At 63.8% G+C, this 19,312-nt stretch carries 17 protein-coding genes; 14 read left to right on the top strand and 3 right to left on the bottom strand.

Annotated elements, in window-relative coordinates; translation table 11 throughout:
- Positions 1-2: 2 nt before the first annotated feature.
- Both PMI42_RS03255 and recJ read right to left on the bottom strand, forming a co-directional pair.
- Complete coding sequence (locus PMI42_RS03255) at positions 3-812, bottom strand: SDR family NAD(P)-dependent oxidoreductase (RefSeq protein WP_008130554.1); 810 nt, start codon at positions 810-812, stop codon at positions 3-5.
- 37 nt (positions 813-849) lie between these two features.
- Entirely contained in the window at positions 850-2,691 is a 1,842-nt protein-coding gene (gene recJ, locus PMI42_RS03260; protein ID WP_008130556.1) for a single-stranded-DNA-specific exonuclease RecJ, read from the bottom strand.
- Positions 2,692-2,978: 287 nt separating this feature from the next.
- Between recJ and PMI42_RS03265 the strand changes: the two genes are divergently transcribed.
- From PMI42_RS03265 to PMI42_RS03280, 4 genes are all read left to right on the top strand, one after another.
- Complete coding sequence (locus tag PMI42_RS03265; RefSeq protein ID WP_008130558.1) at positions 2,979-4,055, top strand: methyl-accepting chemotaxis protein; 1,077 nt, start codon at positions 2,979-2,981, stop codon at positions 4,053-4,055.
- A gap of 180 nt (positions 4,056-4,235) precedes the next feature.
- On the top strand, positions 4,236-5,114 hold the full coding sequence (locus PMI42_RS03270) for a hypothetical protein (protein ID WP_008130560.1): 879 nt from the start codon (positions 4,236-4,238) through the stop codon (positions 5,112-5,114).
- 216 nt (positions 5,115-5,330) lie between these two features.
- Positions 5,331-6,074: an SDR family oxidoreductase gene (locus tag PMI42_RS03275; RefSeq protein ID WP_008130562.1), complete on the top strand. Its 744-nt coding sequence runs from the start codon at positions 5,331-5,333 to the stop codon at positions 6,072-6,074.
- A 41-nt stretch (positions 6,075-6,115) separates the two neighbouring features.
- Positions 6,116-6,532, top strand: coding sequence for a cupin domain-containing protein (locus PMI42_RS03280; RefSeq protein WP_008130563.1), 417 nt, complete (start codon positions 6,116-6,118; stop codon positions 6,530-6,532).
- 74 nt (positions 6,533-6,606) lie between these two features.
- Here the strand turns inward: PMI42_RS03280 and PMI42_RS03285 are convergent, their stop codons facing one another.
- Positions 6,607-7,593: a helix-turn-helix domain-containing protein gene (locus PMI42_RS03285; protein WP_008130564.1), complete on the bottom strand. Its 987-nt coding sequence runs from the start codon at positions 7,591-7,593 to the stop codon at positions 6,607-6,609.
- Between the two features lie 505 nt (positions 7,594-8,098).
- On the opposite strand from PMI42_RS03285, the gene PMI42_RS03290 reads away from it, so the two are divergent.
- From PMI42_RS03290 to PMI42_RS03335, 10 genes are all read left to right on the top strand, one after another.
- Complete coding sequence (locus PMI42_RS03290) at positions 8,099-9,109, top strand: formylglycine-generating enzyme family protein (protein WP_008130565.1); 1,011 nt, start codon at positions 8,099-8,101, stop codon at positions 9,107-9,109.
- Positions 9,110-9,158: 49 nt separating this feature from the next.
- Entirely contained in the window at positions 9,159-10,811 is a 1,653-nt protein-coding gene (locus PMI42_RS03295; RefSeq protein ID WP_035964390.1) for an arylsulfatase, read from the top strand.
- A gap of 163 nt (positions 10,812-10,974) precedes the next feature.
- Positions 10,975-11,943, top strand: coding sequence for an HAD family hydrolase (locus PMI42_RS03300; protein ID WP_050994336.1), 969 nt, complete (start codon positions 10,975-10,977; stop codon positions 11,941-11,943).
- A gap of 69 nt (positions 11,944-12,012) precedes the next feature.
- Positions 12,013-12,510 carry a hypothetical protein gene (locus PMI42_RS40345; protein ID WP_240535199.1) on the top strand — a complete coding sequence of 166 codons (498 nt, stop codon included), beginning with the start codon at positions 12,013-12,015 and terminating at the stop codon, positions 12,508-12,510.
- Between the two features lie 12 nt (positions 12,511-12,522).
- Positions 12,523-13,929, top strand: a complete 1,407-nt coding sequence (locus PMI42_RS03310; protein ID WP_008130581.1) for a DUF1254 domain-containing protein — start codon at positions 12,523-12,525, stop codon at positions 13,927-13,929.
- Between the two features lie 18 nt (positions 13,930-13,947).
- Entirely contained in the window at positions 13,948-14,187 is a 240-nt protein-coding gene (locus PMI42_RS03315; protein ID WP_008130583.1) for a DUF3302 domain-containing protein, read from the top strand.
- Positions 14,187-15,128, top strand: coding sequence for an HlyD family secretion protein (locus tag PMI42_RS03320; RefSeq protein WP_008130585.1), 942 nt, complete (start codon positions 14,187-14,189; stop codon positions 15,126-15,128). Before PMI42_RS03315 ends, PMI42_RS03320 begins: the two co-directional genes overlap by 1 nt.
- A gap of 35 nt (positions 15,129-15,163) precedes the next feature.
- Positions 15,164-16,180 carry a SphA family protein gene (locus PMI42_RS03325; RefSeq protein ID WP_008130586.1) on the top strand — a complete coding sequence of 339 codons (1,017 nt, stop codon included), beginning with the start codon at positions 15,164-15,166 and terminating at the stop codon, positions 16,178-16,180.
- 22 nt (positions 16,181-16,202) lie between these two features.
- Positions 16,203-18,308 carry an adenylate/guanylate cyclase domain-containing protein gene (locus PMI42_RS03330; protein WP_008130587.1) on the top strand — a complete coding sequence of 702 codons (2,106 nt, stop codon included), beginning with the start codon at positions 16,203-16,205 and terminating at the stop codon, positions 18,306-18,308.
- Positions 18,305-19,306: an ABC transporter substrate-binding protein gene (locus tag PMI42_RS03335; RefSeq protein ID WP_008130588.1), complete on the top strand. Its 1,002-nt coding sequence runs from the start codon at positions 18,305-18,307 to the stop codon at positions 19,304-19,306. Before PMI42_RS03330 ends, PMI42_RS03335 begins: the two co-directional genes overlap by 4 nt.
- The last annotated feature ends 6 nt before the right edge of the window (positions 19,307-19,312 follow it).

The raw sequence follows: 19,312 nt of genomic DNA on the forward strand, positions 1-19,312 counted from the left end.
GCTTATTGCCGCCGCGGCACGCCGCCGGCGTTCATGCCGCCGTCGATGACGAGCTCGCTGCCGGTAACGTAACGCGAGGCATCTGACGCCAGATACAGCACACCGGAGGCAATCTCCCCGGCCTGACCGGCACGGCCCAGCGGTGTGACGACCCGCGCGCGCTCTTCCGGATCGATCGGGGCGTTCTGGCCGGCTCCCGTCGCACCGGTCGGGATCTTGCCCCAGATCGGCGTGTCGATGATGCCGGGATGCACCGAGTTGACGCGGATGCCGTCGCCCGCTGCCGCACACTCCATCGCGATTGATTTCGCGAACAGCCGCACGCCGCCTTTTGTCAACGAGTAGGCCGAGAGGCCCGGCGAGCCGCGCAGGCCTGCGAGCGACGACATCATGACGATCGAGCCGCCGCCTGTTTTGCGCATCAACGGCAGGCAATGCTTCACCGAGAGAAATACACCGTCGAGGTTGATCGCATTCTGCTTGTGCCAGTCGCGAAGCGTCATGTCGACAATCGAGGGCACGGCAATGCCGATGCCGGCATTGGAAACCATGATGTCCAGCCGGCCGTAGCGCTTTCCGACCTCGGCGACGATCTCGATCCAGCGCTCCTCGCTGGTGACGTCCTGCTCCAGGAAGATCGCCTTGCCGCCGGCTTTTGTCACGCGCCTGGCGAGTTCGGGGCCGCGCAGCTCGTCGATGTCGGTGATGACAACGGTTGCGCCCTCACGCGCGAACAGCTCGACGATGGCCTCGCCAATGCCGGACGCACCGCCCGTCACCAGCGCGACCTTGCCCTCAACCTGCCCTGCCATGTTCACTCCCTTTCTTTTTTGTTGTTTGAGGCCGTTGTCATCTAATCACGGATGGCCCTTGGTCCGGTAGCGCGACATCGACGACACGGAATTGCACCCGCTCGGCGCCCTGGTAGCGGTCGACCGACAATGATCCCGCGACATGCAATTGCTGGCCGCGGTTGGCCAGCAGCGCGTTGCCGAGCTTCTGGCCGACCGAACGAAACGCGATGCCGTTGACGATCGCACCATCGCCCGCCTTGAAGCGCAGGCGCAGATGCGCCTGGCCGACCTCATCGGCATAGACGAGCTGGTGCGCCGGCAGCGCCAGCACGGGTTCCGGATTGCCGCTGCCGAAGGGCCCCGCGCGGTTGAGCGTGGCTGCAAGCTCCGTCGTCACCGCGCGCGCGGAGACCGCGCCGTCGATATAGAGATCGTTGACATGGCGCGCCTCGGCGACGTCGCGCGCCAGCGCATTCTCGAGATAGGCGCGAAACTCGGCGAGCTTTTCCTTGCGCAGCGTCACGCCCGCGGCCATCGCATGGCCGCCTCCTTTGAGCAGAATGCCGTCGGCGACCGCCTGCCGCACCGCCTTGCCGATGTCGACACCGGCGATCGACCGGCCCGAGCCGGTGCCGATGCCACCGGGCTCGAGCGCAATCGCAAAGGCGGGCCGCGAAAACTTCTCCTTCAGGCGCGAGGCGACGAGGCCGACCACGCCCGGGTGCCAGCCTTCCGAGGCCGTCACGATCACGCCAATCTTGTCCTCGAGCCCGATCGAGGCGAGCGCCTCGGCTTCGGCCTGCGCTTCAGCGGCCTGCTCGATGACGCGGCGCTCGGTGTTGAGGCGATCGAGCTCGGCGGCGATCCGTGCGGCTTCGACGCTGTCGCTTTCCAGCAGCAGCCGCACGCCGAGATCGGCGCGGCCGATGCGGCCGCCGGCATTGATGCGCGGCCCCAGCATGAAGCCGAGATGCCAGGCTTCCGGCGGCCCGTTGAGCCGCGCCACGTCCATCAGCGCGGTGTGGCCGACATGGTCGCGCCGCCGCATCGCGATCAGCCCCTTGGCGACGAAGGCGCGGTTGAGGCCGACGAGCGGCGCCACATCGGCAACCGTGCCGAGCGCGACGTGATGCAGCATGCCGAGCAGATCGGGCTCGGGCATCTCCGCGTTCCAGAAGCCGCGCTGGCGCAGCTCGCGGTTGACCGCGACCAGCGTCACCAGCACCAGCCCGACGGCGGCCAGATGGCCGAGCCCCGAGAGATCATCGAGCCGGTTCGGGTTGACCAGCGCGTCGACCTCCGGCAACTCCGTGCCCGCCTGGTGATGGTCAATCACGACGACGGACATGCCGAGCCGCTTGGCCTCGGCCAGCGGCTCGATGCTGGTGGTGCCGCAATCGACGGTGACGAGCAGCGTGGCGCCCTTGGCCGCGAGCCCGCGAACGGCCTCGACGTTCGGCCCATAGCCCTCAAAGATGCGGTCGGGAATGTGGAGCAGCGGATCGAGCCCGCAATGGCGCAGATGCCAGGCGAGCAGCGCCGCCGAGGTCGCGCCGTCGACGTCGTAATCGCCGAAGATCGCGACCGTCTCGCCCTTCGTCGCCGCATCCGCGATCCGCCTGGAAGCGGCTTCCATCTCGGTCACCGTGAACGGGTCGGGCAGCAGCTTTCGGATCGTCGGGTCGAGGAAGTCGGCGACAGCGTCGTTGTCGACCCCGCGGCCTGCCAGCACCCGTGCCAGCAGTTCCGGCAGCTGGTGCCGCTGGACGATGGCGAGCGCCAGGGCGGCCCCGCGGGCATCGAGCCGGTCGCGCCAGAGCTTGTCGGTCAGTGAGCGCGCGACGCCCAGGAACGCCTGGGGCGTTTCGACGGGTAAGGCCGTGGCGGGCGGAGTCATGGCAAGAGGCAATCTGTTGGGAACTCGGGTTCCGGGCGATCACACTAGGCACCCGGTGACTGGCTTCAGGGGATTGGCCGGGAAAGCCAGGGGATTTGCAACGGCCGGGGCCCACAAAGCGGTGGACGGTCCGCCCGGCAGGCCGGAGTGACTATCATTTAGGCATTCCGCCGAACAGCAAATTAAGCAGGCGTTAGGCGGAATCCTCGAAAAAGAATCGTATTCGATCTGTAAGCGATTGTTCCGGGTTCATTGCAGATCAGGCCTCATTGCCAAGGGAAGTCCCGATGTCTGCTGCGCTGGGTTTCAAAGCCAAGCCGATCGCCTCCGAACCCGCTGAAGATGATTCCGACATTTCCGCGCTGATCAACCGCCTCACGGCGGAGGTCAACCAGATTGCGGTCGACAAGACCAAGGCGATCCAGCAGATCACCAACCAGATGAAGATGCTGGCGCTGAACGCGCTGATCGAAAGCTCGCGCGCCGGTGCGCAGGGCGCAGGCTTCGCGGTGGTGGCGCAGGAGGTGCGCGGCGTCGGCCAGCAGGTCGAGACTATCGCGCGCGAGCTCGAATCCCAGCTGACCAAGCGCACGGGCGACCTCGTCTCCTCGATCGACCGCATGAGCCAGCGCTCGCGCGGCGAGCGCATGGTCGACCTGTCGCTGAACGCCGTCGAGCTGATCGACCGCAACCTCTATGAGCGCACCTGCGACGTGCGCTGGTGGGCCACCGATTCCGCCGTGGTCGATTGCGCGGCCTCGCCTGCGCCCGCGGCGGTCACCTATGCCTCGCAGCGCCTCGGCGTCATCCTCGGCGCCTACACCGTCTATCTCGACCTCTGGCTCTGCGACCTCGACGGCAACGTCATCGCCAACGGCCGCGCCGACCGCTTTCGCGTCGTCGGCCAGAACGTCGCCCACACCAAATGGTTTCGCGAGGCCAAGACCCTGCGCTCCGGTGACGACTATGTCGCCGGCGACGTCGAGAACCAGTCGCTGCTCGGCAATGCGCAGGTCGCGACCTATTGCGCCAGCGTCCGCGCCGGCGGCCAGGCCAACGGCGCGCCGATCGGCGTGCTCGCCATCCATTTCGACTGGGAACCTCAGGCCCGCGCCATCGTGCAGGGCGTGCGCGTCGGCGACAGCGACAAGGCGCGCGTGCTGCTGGTCGACTCGAATTTCCGCGTCATCGCCGCCTCCGACGGCCAGGGCATTCTGAGCGAACGCATCTCGCTCTCGCTCAACGGCCAGCGGTCCGGCTTCTATCAGGACCGAAACGGCACGATGGTCGCGTTCCATGGGACCCCGGGCTACGAGACCTATCGCGGGCTCGGCTGGTACGGCGTGATCGTCTGCGGGGCGTGAGGCTCCAAAACAGAAACTGCGAAAACAACCCCATGCACAGTAGGACGAGGGTTGTTTTCGTTGACGTTTTGCCCGCGGTCAAAACGCTTTGACACGTCGGGCAAAACACTGGCAATCTGTGATCATCGCGAGGTACATGTTTCTCGGTTTGCGGGAACGCCTCTGCGCCCGATTTTGCCGATGTCGTTTGCCTCCATGCCTGCGGTCCGCGCTTTCGCCTCGCTTCTTGTTCTCCTCGTCGCATCCGGTGTCGCCCGCGCGGAATCAACTGCGACGACCGATTTCCATGCCAAGGTCGTCGCGCTGTACAGCTTCGAGCCGCACAAGCTCCAACGCGCCGAGATGCAGGCGAAGTCGAGTCAACTCGACCAATTCTGGACCGCGGCCAAGGCTGATCCATCAAAGACGTTGCCGCTGCTCAGAGACGAGCTGAAGAACCCGTCAAACTCGGCGTTCTTCTTCTACGACGGAAGCAAGCTCCTTCTCACCCTTTCGGCGGAACGCTCCGACCAGGTCCTGGCGCTCCGCTCGATCGCAAAGGCCGACCTCAACGGGATTCAGCTCGGCGATTATCTCCGGACCGTCCAGGCTCTCGGCAGCAAGGGGCTCGACACGCGTGAAGCCGCCTTCCGCATTCTGGCGTTCCCCGATTTCAAGGCGTTCATCCCGCAGCATGCACTCACGCTGGGCCAGGACTACGCCCTCATCTACATGCTGTTTACGATGGAAGAAGCGCGGTTCGCGTCCGACCTGGTCACCAGACTGGCGGCTGCATCCAACGTCCAGGCGCAGAAGAGCCTCCTGCTGGCTCTCTGGTACACGGTCACGCCTGCTGGAGATGCCGCAGTCAAAGCCTTCGCGGACAACCCGGGCAAACCTGAGGAAGCCACGGCCTACGCCAAATCGCTGCTGGAGAGGACCGCAAAACTCGGTTCTCCCAGCTTGTCATCCGCCCAATCATTGAGGGAGGAACGGCGCAAGGTCATGCAGCGCCCGATCAGCGACGAAGCCCTGATCGAATTCGATCAGTTGACCGCGAAACTGATCGCCAAGCGGTAAGCGTTCAAGACAAGGGAATGACTGCTGACCAATTGCGTTCGCCGCGCGATGGCATCACCTGAGCATTTTTTCTTGAGCATTTTTCGGCAACGCAAGCCGGTTCCAGGCAAGAGCTTGCCCCATTGCTCCGGTAGAACGCACTTCGCATCAGACGAGCGCGGGCACGCCATCTGGCTTCGATGATCCCGCACTCACAACATGCCGAGGAGACAGGCCATGAAGATCGTCGTGATCGGCGGCACCGGACTGATCGGATCGAAGCTGGTGGCGAAGCTCAAGCAGAAGGGCCACGAGGCCGTACCAGCCTCGCCGAAATCGGGCGTCAATGCCGTGACCGGCGACGGGCTCGCAGCGGCGCTTGCGGGTGCCGATGTCGTCGTCGATGTCGCCAATGCGCCGTCCTGGGAGCCCGCCGCCGTGCTCGATTTCTTCCAGCGCTCGAGCCGGAATCTCGCCGCGACAGAGGCCGCCGCGGGTGTGAAGCATCACGTCGCACTGTCGATCGTGGGGACCGAACGGTCGCCCGACAACTCCTATTTTCGCGCCAAGCTCGCCCAGGAGACCATCATCAAATCCTCAGACGTCCCCTACTCGATCGTGCGCGCCACCCAGTTCTTCGAATTCCTCGGCGCCATTGCCGAGACGGGTGTGATCGGAGGAAAGATCGTCGTTCCCTCGGCCCTGTTTCAGCCGATCGCGGCCAGCGACGTCGCCGATCGCCTCGCCGAGGTCGCCATAGGCCCGCCGCTCAACGGCACGATCGATATCGCCGGCCCAGAGAAGGCGCCCTTCAATGAATTCATCGCACGCCGCCTGAAGGCGTCCGGCGACAGCCGGCCGGTGCTGGGAGACCCGAAGGCGCCGTATTACGGCGCCCCCATCGGCGACAAATCGTTGAACCCGCTCGGCGAGGCGCGGCTCGGCACAACGCCCCTCGCAACATGGCTGGCGAACCTGTGAAGGTTCGCCAATCCCGCAATCACGGTCATGAAGGAAATCCCATGCGCAGATTGCTGATCGCCGCGGCGGTTTATGCCGCCTCAATCCTGACGGCCCATGCGGCCGAGCCGGCAGCACCACTCGCAAAAGTGTCGATCGTATTCGACCAGCCGCTGCCGAACGTCCCGGGCAAGAGCATGAAGGGCGTGCTGGTCGAGTATGGCCCCGGCGGCTCCTCGCCGGCCCACATCCACGCGCCCTCGGCTTTCATCTATGCCACGGTCCTGGAAGGCGCGATCCGCAGCCAGGTCAATGACGGCCCGGCCAAAGTCTTTCACAAGGGCGAGAACTTCTCCGAAAAGCCCGGCGACCGCCATGCCGTCAGCGCCAATGCCAGCGAGACCGAGCCTGCAAAGCTGCTGGCTGTGTTCGTGGTGGACACGGCCGACAAGGAACTGACGATGCCGGTCTCGAAATAGGGGCGGATCAAGAGGCGGCGTTGCCTTTCGAGCAACCCATTTCCGCCCTCGCGCCATTCCGCTGCGATCCAGTATCAGGCTGTCGCGATGTCGTCCCTCGCAGTGCGCCGTGTTGCAACTCCCAGCGTCTGGGACGGACGCTCCCCGAACATCGCAAGGTAGTATTGCGAAAATCGACCGAGCTCGTAAAAGCCCTGCTCCATCGCGACGGCCGCTACGGTGGTCGAGCCAGGCGCGCTCTCATGCAGAATGGAATGAACGGCACATAGCCGCTTGTGCCGGAGAAAGCTGACCGGGCCGAGGCCGAACACCTCCTGAAAGGCGCGGTGCAAGGTCCGCCGCGATACGCCCAGCGCCGCGCAGACTTCCGAAACATGCACCGGACGCGTACCGGCTTCGCCGAGATACTCCTCGACCCGTCGGATCAGCCGTCTCGCGGAAGGCAGCCAGCCATTGTCGTCGGGCGGCAGCGCTGACATGACGTTGGCGGCCATACATTCGACGATCGATCGCTTCCAGAAATCAGCCGTTGATGGCGTCAGCCCATATTTGTTGTCGCGCAGGTGCGACATGATCCGGACCAGGCGGCGCGAGGCGAACGCCCCCGTCTCGCGGTCTGCCCGGAAATGGCCGCGGCTGCGCCAGGTGACTGGGTCGCTCAACCGTGCTTCACCGCCGAACAGCATCGCGACCTCGCCGAGGTCGAAGCGCATGGCGGCGTAAGCTGAGCCGCCATGAAAGACCCCGTCATGCTCGAGCAGTGGCGGAATCACGAGCACGTCGTTGAGCTGCATGTCGAACGACCAATGGGCGACGCGTTGCTCGGCCGCGAGCAGCATTCCGATGATGAGCTTGTCGTCGCTGGAGGTGCGCTGTGTGCGCATGCCGACGTTGAAGGCGCCGATGCTGAGCGAGAAATCGCCAATGCCGATATGGGACAGCGTGCCGCGCAGCCGCCCGCGTCCGAGCTGCATGACGTCGACGTGAGAGCCGTGCACCGCCTGGTGAAGGCCCTCGAACCCGTCGAGCTTTCGCGAATCAACCAGAAGGAATTGCCCCATGCCCGTAAACCTTGTCCGGAAGCGCGACAATTCTGCGGCAGGCAGCAGCAAAATACCACTACAACGCGAGGTGGGTCCCCCAATCCGCCTTCGCGTTTTGAGACAAACATTATCAAAATCCGCCGGGCAAATTCCGCTACATTGCGCTTTAATTACAGGACTTTACGACATGGGTCGTTAAGTCTCACCTATCGCTGCTACGTACTGGCACAAACTGCACATCACAGCAGGGCGATCTTCCGATACCGTTTTCAACCTTAGCGAGATCGATCGAGAGCGCTCTGCGGATGGCAGAGCGCACGCGGCAGGTATTTGCCGCGTGCTCGAAGGTGTGCGCGCATAGGTGGAAGAGATGTTGCAATGCGACATCCTCATCTTCATCCACCAAGCGCCAAGTAGAGGGGACCAGACGATGCGCCCAACATGCCGGCGAAGTTGCCGCTGTCGACCGCTACTGAATTCCGTACCGTAGCACTGGTGGAATACGTGTATCGGAGTTTCCACCATGCTGCGGGCGGATATTGATCGCTGCGAGTGGTTACCGGATGATGCGAAGACCGGCGAGATGGTCTTCATTCCCGGCGGGACCTTCCGCATGGGATCCGATCATCATTATCCCGAGGAGGCGCCGAGCCATCGCGTCTCCGTCGACGGCTTCTGGATCGACCGCACGCCGGTCACCAACCGGCAGTTCAAGCAATTCGTGAATGCGACCGACCATGTCACCGAGGCGCAGGTCGTTCCCGATCCCAAGGACTATCCTGGCGCGCTGAAGGCGATGCTCTACGCGGGATCGCTGGTGTTCGCGCCGTTGCCTCGGATCACCGATCCCACCGACTGGAGCCAGTGGTGGTCGTTCATGCGCGGCGCCAATTGGCGGCATCCCTACGGTCCCGGCAGCAACATCAAGGGTCTGGACGACCATCCCGTCGTCCACGTCTCCCATAGCGACGCACTCGCCTATGCAAGCTGGGCCGGCAAGGACCTGCCGACGGAAGCCGAATGGGAATTCGCCGCTCGCGGCGGCCTCGATGGCGAAGAGTTCGCCTGGGGCGATGCACTGATGCCGGGCGGCAAGCACATGGCCAACATCTGGCAGGGCAAATTTCCCGTCCAGAACCTCGGCGAGGATGGGTTCGAGCGTACCTCGCCGGTCATGGCCTTCCCGCCGAATGGCTACGGCCTCTACGACATGATCGGCAATGTCTGGGAGTGGACATCGGACTGGTGGTCGGCCAGGCACGCCTCCGAGGTAGCGAAGCCATGCTGCATCCCGTCCAATCCGCGCGGCGGTCGCGAAGAGGCAAGCTACGACCCTGCCCTGCCCGACATCCGGATTCCCCGCAAGGTGCTGAAAGGTGGCTCGCATCTCTGCGCGCCGAATTATTGCCGCCGCTATCGCCCCGCCGCGCGGCACGCCGAGCCGGTCGACACCTCAACCAGCCATGTTGGATTCCGCTGTGTGAAGCGAATGTCGCTTACCGAACGAGAACAAGAGGGACGTGCTGCAACCTAGGGAGCATCGGATGAGTGGCGAGGTTGAGAAAAAGAATGGCAAAAACAATATGGCGCGGAGGAACGACACGATCGATCGCAGAAGTCTCCTGTTGGGCACGTCATCCATCGTGGCTGCAGCGACTTTCACCTCCGAAGCGCTGGCTCAGGCGCAGAGGGCTGTGCCCGCACCCAATGCAAGTTCGACGACCTCGGACCGCAAGCCCAACATCCTGGTCATCTTCGGCGACGACATCGGGCAGACCAACATCAGCGCCTATTCGTTCGGCGTGGTGGGGTACAAGACGCCGAACATCGATCGCATCGCCCGCGAAGGCATGATGTTCACGGACTATTATGCCGAGAACAGCTGCACCGCGGGCCGATCGACCTTCATTACCGGTCAGGCCTGCTTGCGCACCGGCCTATCCAAGGTCGGTGCACCCGGCGCTCCCGTCGGCCTCCAGAAAGTCGACATCACCATTGCCGAAGCGCTCAAGCCGCTGGGCTATGCGACAGGACAGTTCGGCAAGAACCACCTCGGCGATCTCGACGAATATCTGCCGACCAATCATGGTTTCGATGAGTTCTTCGGCAATCTCTATCATCTCAACGCCGAAGAAGAGCCGGAGCAACCGTTCTGGCCGAAGGACGATCAAGCGTTTCTCAAGGCCTATCATCCCCGCGGCGTCATCCGTAGCGTTGCCGGCGGCAAGATCGAGGACACCGGGCCGCTGAACAGGAAGCGGATGGAGACGATCGACGACGAGACCACGGCCGCCGCGATCGACTTTATGAAACGGCAGGTGCAGGCCAACAAGCCCTTCTTCACCTGGATGAACGCGACGCGCATGCACGCCTTCACCCATGTTCGCGCCTCGATGCGCGGGCAGAGCGGCATGGTGGGCAACGAATACGCCGATGGCATGCTGGAGCATGACGGAGACGTCGGCAAGCTCCTGACAGCGCTCGACGAGCTCGGCATCGCCGACAACACCATTGTCGTCTACACCACCGACAACGGTCCCAATCAATGGTCGTGGCCGGATGCCGCCACGACGCCATTTCGCAGCGAGAAAGACACCAACTGGGAAGGTGCCTTCCGGGTCCCCGCGATGGTGCGTTGGCCCGGTAAAATCAAGGCAGGCGAAGTCTCAAACCAGATCGTCTCCGGTCTCGATTGGTTCCCGACGCTGCTCGCCGCCGCCGGCGATACCGATGTCAAGGAACGGCTGCTCAAGGGCTGGCAGCCAGCCGGCAATCCGACCACTTTCAGGAACCATCTCGACGGCTACAACCAACTGGACTACCTGACCGGAAAATCGCCCAAGAGCGCACGCTCCGAATTCTACTACTTCAACGACGACGGCGATCTGGTGGCCATGCGCTACGACGATTGGAAGATCGTCTTTGCCGAGCAACGCCGGCCGGGCGGAATGGTGGTGTGGGCCAATCCCTTCACGACCTTGCGGGTGCCGAAGATATTCAATCTCCGGATGGATCCATACGAGCGCGCGGACATCGTCTCCGACCAATATTACGATTTCCTCGCCAGGAACGACTACATGATGGTGAAGGGACAACTGAAGGCTGCTGCATTTCTGCAAACGTTCGCCGAGTATCCGCCGAGTCAGCGCCCGGCCAGCTTCAACGTCGAGGGCGTTCGCAAGGAGGTCAACAAGGCGATCGACAAGTCCTTCAGGGATCGCGGCATCGAGAAGTAGTTTCAACGCCGGCCGGCCGACACCATCGCGGCCGGCGTTCCGCCTTCGCGAGCTGCCGGCACCCTCATCTGGCGAGCAGAGTTTCGGGATGCGAAAGGACATGTATCGGCTCTTCCACCGTTGTGTACTGACCTTGCTCATTGCGGGATCGCTCTGTAGTGCAATGATCCCAACCGCCCGTGCTCAGTCCGATCCGTTGCCATCCTGGAACGATGGCGCGGCGAAGAATGCGATCACCGGCTTCGTCGCGGGAGTGAGCAAGGACGGCAGCGCGGACTTCGTGCCGCCCGCCGGGCGCATTGCCGTGTTCGACAATGACGGAACGCTATGGTGCGAGCAGCCGATCTATTTCCAGTTCGCTTTCGGCCTGGACAGCGTCAAGGCGATGGCGGCCACACACCCCGAATGGAAGCGGCAACAGCCATTCAAGGCGTTTCTCGCGGGCGACAAGCAGGCCCTCGCCGCGCAAGGCGAGAAAGCTCTGCTGACGTTGGTCACCGCCGCCCACAGTGGAATGACCACGGATGCCTATGCGACATCCGTTACTGACTGGCTCGCCCAGGCCCGGCACCCACGTTTCAATCGTCCCTACAACGAACTCGTCTACCAGCCGATGGTGGAGCTGCTCGCCTACCTGCGCACGAACGGCTTCAAGACTTTCATCGTCTCCGGCGGCGGCGCCGAGTTCATACGGGTGTGGGCCGACAAGGCTTACGGCATCCCACCCGAGCAGGTCGTCGGCTCGTCCGGCATCACGCAATTCAAGATCGGCGCTGATGGCAATCCGGTGCTGATGAAGCTGCCCAAGGTCGAGTTCATCGACGACGGCCCCGGCAAGCCGTCGGGTATCAATCGCTTCATCGGGCGCCGCCCGATCCTCGCCTTCGGCAATTCGGATGGCGACCACCAGATGTTGCAATGGACCGCGGCCGGACCCGGCCCGCGCTTTCTCGGCATCGTCCATCACACTGATGCTGCCCGCGAATACGCCTATGACCGCCAGTCCAAGATCGGAAAGCTCGACAAGGCCTGGGACGAGGCGGTTCAGCGCGGCTGGACCGTCGTGGACATGGCGAAGGACTGGAAGACGGTATTCGCACTCGAACGTGGGAGCGCCGGAGCTTCGCAATGACAGGGACATCGCGGCGCGCGGCGTCATCAACGAAACAAGACAATGGGAGGAATGAGGATGTCTGAACGCATGAGCGCATTTCGGCTGACGAGCTGCCTGCTGGCGCTGGCAACCACAGTTTCCCTTCCGGGTGGTACGGTATCAGCGGCGCCGCTTCAACCGACGGCAATCCAGCAAAGCGCGATTGGATCGTCCGATCTCCTCGAGGTGCGCGCGGCCGGTCGGCGTGGCGGTGCGGCCGTGGGTCCGCGCGGGGGTGCGGTGGTCCATCGTGGCGGTGCTGTGGTCGGCCCGCGTGGCGCCGCCTATCGCGGCGGTACCGCCGTGGTCGGACCGCGCGGCAACGTTGCGGTTCGCCGCACCACGGCCGTGACCGGGCGCGGCGCATGGGCGCGGCCCGGCCATTATTACTGGCCGAGAGGGGGCGCGATCGCCGCCGGTGCGGCGATCGGATTCGTCACGGCCGCCACGGCCGCAGCCTGGGCCGGTGCTGCCCCCGCGCCGGGGATGTGCTGGTACTACACCGACCCGTCCCGCACACAGGGCTTCTGGGACTACTGTCAGTAGGGAGCCTGGGCGATGAAAGGCAAGATCATCGCGCTTTGTGCGCTTGGATTGTTGCCGTCGCTGTCCGCCGTGCAGGGCCAGACGAACGGCCCGGCCAGTGCAATGACGTCGGAGCAGGCGCGTGAAGAGTACGCGTACGCCATCGGCGTCAAGACTGCGATCTGGGGCCGTCCGTTCGTGGACAACGTCCATACTCTCGCCGCCGCACTGAACGCCGGCGCCGTCGGCCTCAACTACCTGCGTAAATTTCCCGATCTGAAAACGGCCTCCGACAGGTTCGTCAATACGCCCAACAATGTCTCGATCGACGGTTATGCCTGCGCCGATCTCGCCAGCGAACCCGTCGTGGTTCGCGTTCCTCCCATCACGGAGAACCGCTGGACCATCGTGCAGATCGGCGACTATTACGATCAGGTCGTCTACAATATCGGCGGCAGCAAGGGAGCCGAGCCCGGTCTCTTCCTGCTGACCGGACCGGACTATCACGGCCAGGTCCCGGCCGGCATGAAAGAGATCAGAATAAGAACCAAACTTGCGGTGATCGCCAACCGCGTCTTCGTCAATGGCGACACAGATTTGGCGCCGGCGCGAGAAGTGCAGCAGGGCTTTCTGGCGCTCCCGCTTTCCGTCTTTCAAAAGCAGGGATTGCGATTCGAAACTCCAAAACAATACGATGGCGCCCGCTTCCAGTTCACTCCGGCCGCGCCCGAGCCGCTTCGGCTATTCGAGACGCTCGGATTCGGCATGAAGAGCTTCCTGTCGCTGAGTGACGATTTCGGCGACCCGGACGTCGCCGCAGCTCACCGGATTGGTCTCAGCGTCGCAAAGGGCTTTCAGTGGCAGGCTCTCGATGAGCCGACCCGGCGCGGCCTGGCGCGCGCGGCCGTGACGGCGCAAGCCATTATCGACGACACCTACGCGCATGCTGCCGAAATCGTCAGCGGATGGCGCTATACGATGGGAGGCGGTCGAGCTGGTTTCGACTACGCGATGCGTGCGGCGTTCTCGGCCAATCTCACGGGCGCCAACGTACCCGAGGAAATCCTTTATCCAAACACGCGCGTCGATGATCAGGGCTCGCCACTGTCCGGTACGAACAGGTACGTCCTCCGTTTCGACAAGGACAAGTTGCCGCCTGTCTCGGTGTTCTGGAACCTGAACATGTACGACGAAAAGGAATTCTTTATCGAGAATGAAATCAAGCGCTACAGCATCGGCAGCACGACCGACGGGCTGAAGACGGCCGAAGATGGCTCGATCACGATTTACATCCAGAAGAACAATCCGGGTGCCGACAAGCAATCGAACTGGCTTCCCGCTCCGGCGAATGACTTCAATCTGACGATGCGACTGTACGGCGCGCAAACGCCGATTCTGAATGGGAGATATCGGCTCCCCGGCGTCAGGAAAGTCCAATGATGCGTGGGAGAAGCTGAGGTGAGCGGCTACGACGTCTTTGCCTGGATCGTGCTGGTGATCCTGCTCGCCAGCGCGATAGGGGTTGTCTGCATCGCCGGCTGGCTGCCGGGGCACATCGCAAAATCACGCGGTCATCCCCATGCTCAAGCCGTCATGGTCGCGGGTTGGATCACGCTGTTCTTCGGCTTTGCGCTGTGGCCGATCGCGTTCATCTGGGCCTATCTCGACGTCCCTGCACGCAAGGCGGGAGATGCCTGATGGGCGTTGCGATCATCAACACCTACCTCGTCCTGCTCTTCCTGCTGGTGCACTTCAAGATCGTGCGCTTCAACCTGTTCTGGAAGGCCTCGCCCGCGATCGTCATCGTGCTGCTGCTGTTCGGGCTCTTGATCCCGATGGGATGGGGCGCGCCGCAGGGCGATGCGCTGGTTGTCCGCAACGCGGTCGCGATCGTGCCCGATGTCGCGGGCGAAGTGACGGATGTCCCCGTCGCTGCCAACGTGCCGCTCAAGTCCGGCGACGTGCTGTTCAAGATCGACCCGACGCCTTATGCGGCGCAAGTCAAGGCGATCGACGCGCAATTCAAGCTGGCCAAAACGCGTCTCGGCCAGATGACGCAACTGTTCGAACGCGACGCCGGCCGCGGCTTCGACGTCGAGCAGCGCCAGTCCGAGGCCGACCAGCTTGCCGGCCAGCTCGAGGCGGCACAATGGAACCTCGACAAGACGGTCGTGCGTGCGCCGACGGATGGCTACGTCACCAATCTCGCGCTGCGCAGGGGTGCGCGAGTCGCGAACCTGCCGCTGGCGCCGGTGATGGCCTTCATCGACACCTCGAACACCATCATCGGCGTTGAGATCAACCAAATCGATGCGCGCTATGTCGCGCCCGGCCAGGAGGTCGAGGCGACCTTCAAGTTCGCGCCCGGGCAAGTCTTTCCCGGCAAGGTCGAGAGCGTGCTCCAGGCCATCGCCCCCGGACAGGCGCAGACATCCGGTACGGCCGTCCTGCCGAAGGCGATCGAGGCCGCGCCCTTCATCGTCCGCGTCAGGCTCGACGATGCCGATTTCGCCCAACGGCTGCCGGCCGGCAGCGCCGGTACGGCAGCAATCTATACCGATCGCGTCAAGGCGACGCACGTCGTGCGCCGCGTGATCCTGCGTCAGCTCGCGATCACCAACTACGTCAACCCGTTCTGAAGAGCACGATGATGAAGACAATGGGGAGATGCGACATGATGGGACCCTTTCGGCACGCGACGTTCGTAGCGGCTCTTACGGTGACGGGCCTCGCCGCCCCGCCTGCGCTGGCCGATTCCGGCGGCGTCAGCTTCTGGCTGCCGGGAATCTTCGGAAGCCTTGCCGCCGTGCCGGTGTCGCCGGGATGGGCCTATTCGACGATCTATCTTCATCTGCAGGAGAAGGCCGGCGGCGGCCAGAACTTCGTCACCAGCGGCGGCATACCCGGCTCGGTGACCGCCGGTCTGAATGCGCATGCCGATGCGCTGGTCATGGGCATCACCTACACCTCGCCGATGCCCGTGCTTGGCGGCCAGGCGGCCTTCACGCTGCTCACCGCGCCCGGGAATATCGGCGTCGGCATCGACGCAACGCTGACCGGTCCCCGCGGCAACACGATCTCCGGGACAGCCACCGACAACCGCACCACGCTGACCGACGTGTTCTACCAGGGCACGCTGAAATGGAATCAGGGCGTTCACAACGAGATGGTCTACATCACCGGCAACATCCCGAGCGGCACCTATGATTCCACCCGGCTCGCGAATCTGAGTTTCGGCTTCCCCGCCGTCGACGCCGGCGCTGGTTACACCTATCTTGATCCAAAGACCGGGCATGAATTCTCGATCGTCGGCGGGCTCACCTACAGTTTCATGAACGGCGCGCTGCAGTACCAGAACGGCATCGACTTCCATGTCGACTGGGCGGCCTCGCAGTTCATCAGCAAGAACGTCCATATCGGCATCGCCGGCTATTTCTTCCAGCAGCTCACCGACGACAGCGGTCCGGGCGCCAAGCTCGGCGGGTTCAGGGGGCGATCGGTCGGCATCGGTCCCCAGATCGGGTTCATGATCCCGATGTCCGATGGCTACCAGGGCTACCTCAATGTCCGCGGCTACCAGGACCTCGAGGTCGAGAACCGACCGAAGAGCTGGTCGACCTGGGTCACCTTCTCGGTGTCGCCGGCGGCACCGGCGCCCGCCACAACCAAACCCATCGTTCGCAAGTACTGACGAAGGCCTCGAAGCAACTCCCATGACAGGAGACCGGACCAGCAAGCGCGAATTCCGCATCGGCTTCCAGACATCGATCATCACGGTGTTCGTTGGCGTGGTGCTGCTTGTGGGCCTGACGCTGGTCTATCTCAGTTTCGAGCGCGTGACCGTCATCACCAAGACGGCCGCAGCCGGGTTCATCGAGAAGGTGGCCCAGCTCGGCGCGGATCATGTGGACGAGCAGTTCAAGAATGTCCGCGACAACCTCGACATCCTGTCCGCCCTGCCACCGATCCAGGAGGCAGATATTGCGGACAATGCGCGGCTGTACAGCCTGATGGCGGCGATGCTGCGAAACAACCCGCAGCTGTTCAATCTCTATGTGGGCTACGAGGACGGCTCGTTCATCGAGATGGACGTGATCGACCGCACCAAGCCGGCCTTCCGGGCGAGTCTGAATGTGGATCAGGATGCGGCCTTCCGGCTGGTCCTGATCTCGCGCACGGCTGGCGCCGCGCCGGTCACGCAATATCTTTCGGAGAACCTGATCCAGGTCGCGGAGGTCGCCGGCCCCGTCAACTACGACCCGCGGCAGCGGCCCTGGTATGTCGAGGCGTTCAGGAACGACAAGACGCTGCTGACGGGGCCCTACATCTTCTACGCCACGGGCGAGCCGGGCTACACCCTGCGGATCCCGCTGAAGGAAGGACGCCGCGGCGTCGTCGCAGGCGACGTGCTGCTGAACCGGTTCGAAGACATGCTGGCGCAGCAGAAATTGGGGCCATCGGGCTTCGCCTTCCTCTTCGACGATGCCGAGCGCATCGTCGGCCACCCCGAGATGAACCGGCTGATGGCGGAGATCCCGGAACGGCAGGACGACCTGCCACAACTCGGCGCGCTCAAATTGCCCGCGCTGGCGCCGATCATCCGGTCCTGGCGGGACGACGGTCCGGCCCAGCAATTCTTCGCCGACGCAGCGGGGCGGACCTACGTGGCAGCGGTCCACCGGCTCGATACGACCGGCTCGGCCAACGTCCGCCTGGCGATGATCGCGCCGCTCGATGAATTCTATGCCCAGATCATCAACGAACGCCGCACGCTGTTCGCGCTTGCGCTGGCTTTCGTCGGCGCCACGATTCCGTTCGCATTCTGGCTGGGATCCCTGATGGCGCGGCCTCTGCGCAAGCTGGTCGAAGAGACCGACGCGATCCAGCGGTTCGAGATCGCGGAGCGGCCGCGAATCCACTCTGCGATCTCCGAGATCGAGGAGCTCGGCCGCTCGGTGTTCACCATGCGTAGCGTGGTGCGCAGCTTTGCGAGCTTCATTCCCCGCCAGATCGTGCGGCAGCTGATCGAGACCGGCGCTTCGCTTGGCCTCGGCGGCTCCAGGCGTGAAGTCACCGTGCTCTTCACCGACGTCGCCGACTTCACCGCCAAGACCGAGCGCGCCGACCCGTCGCAGGTGATGATTTTCACCTCACGCTACTTCGCCGCGCTCTCGGACGAGATCATGCGGCACCAGGGCACGATCGACAAATATATCGGCGACGCCGTGATGGCATTCTGGAATGCGCCTGCGGATGATCCCGATCATACCGTGAATGCCTGCCGCGCCATCCTGGCATGCCTTGCGGCAAACGATGCACTCAACACCGAATTTCGCCGCGAGGGCTGGCCGCCCTACGACACCCGGTTCGGCCTGCACGTCGGCGACGCAGTGGTGGGCAATATCGGCTCCAGCGACCGCATGAACTACACGGCGCTCGGCGCCACCATCAATCTGGCGTCGCGGCTCGAAGGCTTGAACAAGAACTACGGCACGCGCGTGCTGGTCAGCGCGGCGGTGCGCGCGCGCACCGACCATGCGTTCCTGTTCCGCAGCGTCGACAGCATCCGGCCGAAGGGATTCGCCGACGCGATCGAGGTCAGCGAGTTGCGCGGCGAGCTTGCCCGGGCCGGCGAGGCCGACATCGCGATGTGCCGGCGCTGGGACAATATCTTCGCCTTGATCGCGCAGGACGGCGCGTCCGAGACGACCCTGGTCCGGCTCTCCGGCTTCCTGCACGACCATCCCAGCGACGGCATCGCGCTGTTTCATGCGCAGCGGTTTCGCAACGCCGCCCAGAATGCGGGCGCAGCAGCATGAGACCCCTCCCCGCCAGCCGCCGCCAATTGTTGCGATGCGGCGCGGCACTGGCTGCGGCCTCGATGCTCGGCGCACCCGCAATCGCGCAGGCCCGCACCAAAGTCCGGCTCGGCTATCTGCACGTGGTCGCGGTGGACGGGCACATCTGGACCGGCCTGGATCGCGGTTCGTTCGACCGCGAAGGGATTGATTTCGTGCTGCACGAGTTCAATACCGGGCCCGAGATCTTCGAGGCAATGGCGCGGGGAGAACTCGATGTGCTCTCGGCAGGCGCCGTCATCTCCAGCTATCTGGCGCTCGGCCGCGGCCGCGGCTTTCTCATCAACGACATCGAAATCGCGACGGCCCAGCTGTGGACCCGGCCGGCGCTTGGAGTGAACCGGATCGCCGATCTCAAGGGAAAGCGGATCGCGACGACCATGAAGACCACGGCGCACATTTTCCTCGACCGGGCGCTGCGGGCCAACAACATCAATCCGTCCGAGGTCGAGATCGTCAATTCGAGCATGCCGGCCGCCGTCAAGGCGTTCATCACCGGCGACGTTGCGGCCGTCGCGCTCTGGGTGCCGTTCAACATCGCCGTCCGCGAAGCGCTGCCGGACGCCGTCAAGCTGGTGGACGCCTCCGCGTTCTATCCGCAATCCGCCGTGCTCGGGGGCTGGGCTGCGCGGACGGACTATCATGCCGGCAACAGCGAGGTGTTGAAACGAATCGTGCGCGCCTGGGCGGATGCGAACGACTACATGGTCCGCAACCCAGCCGCTGTGGAGGTGATACAATCTCACTACAGGCCATCGCGGCCAGGCGACATCGCCGAGGCCTTCAAGGCGCAGAAGCTGTATTCCTCGCGTGAGTGGAAGCGGCTCTATGCCGACGGAACGGTCATGAAATGGCTGCAGCAGGTCAGCGACTTCTTCATGACGGATGCCGGCGTCACCGGAGCGGTACGCGCGTCGGAATATTTCGATACGCAGCTTTATATTTCGGCCGTTGGGTAGACGTCA

Source organism: Bradyrhizobium sp. YR681, assembly GCF_000282615.1.
Classification (GTDB): Bacteria; Pseudomonadota; Alphaproteobacteria; order Rhizobiales; family Xanthobacteraceae; genus Bradyrhizobium.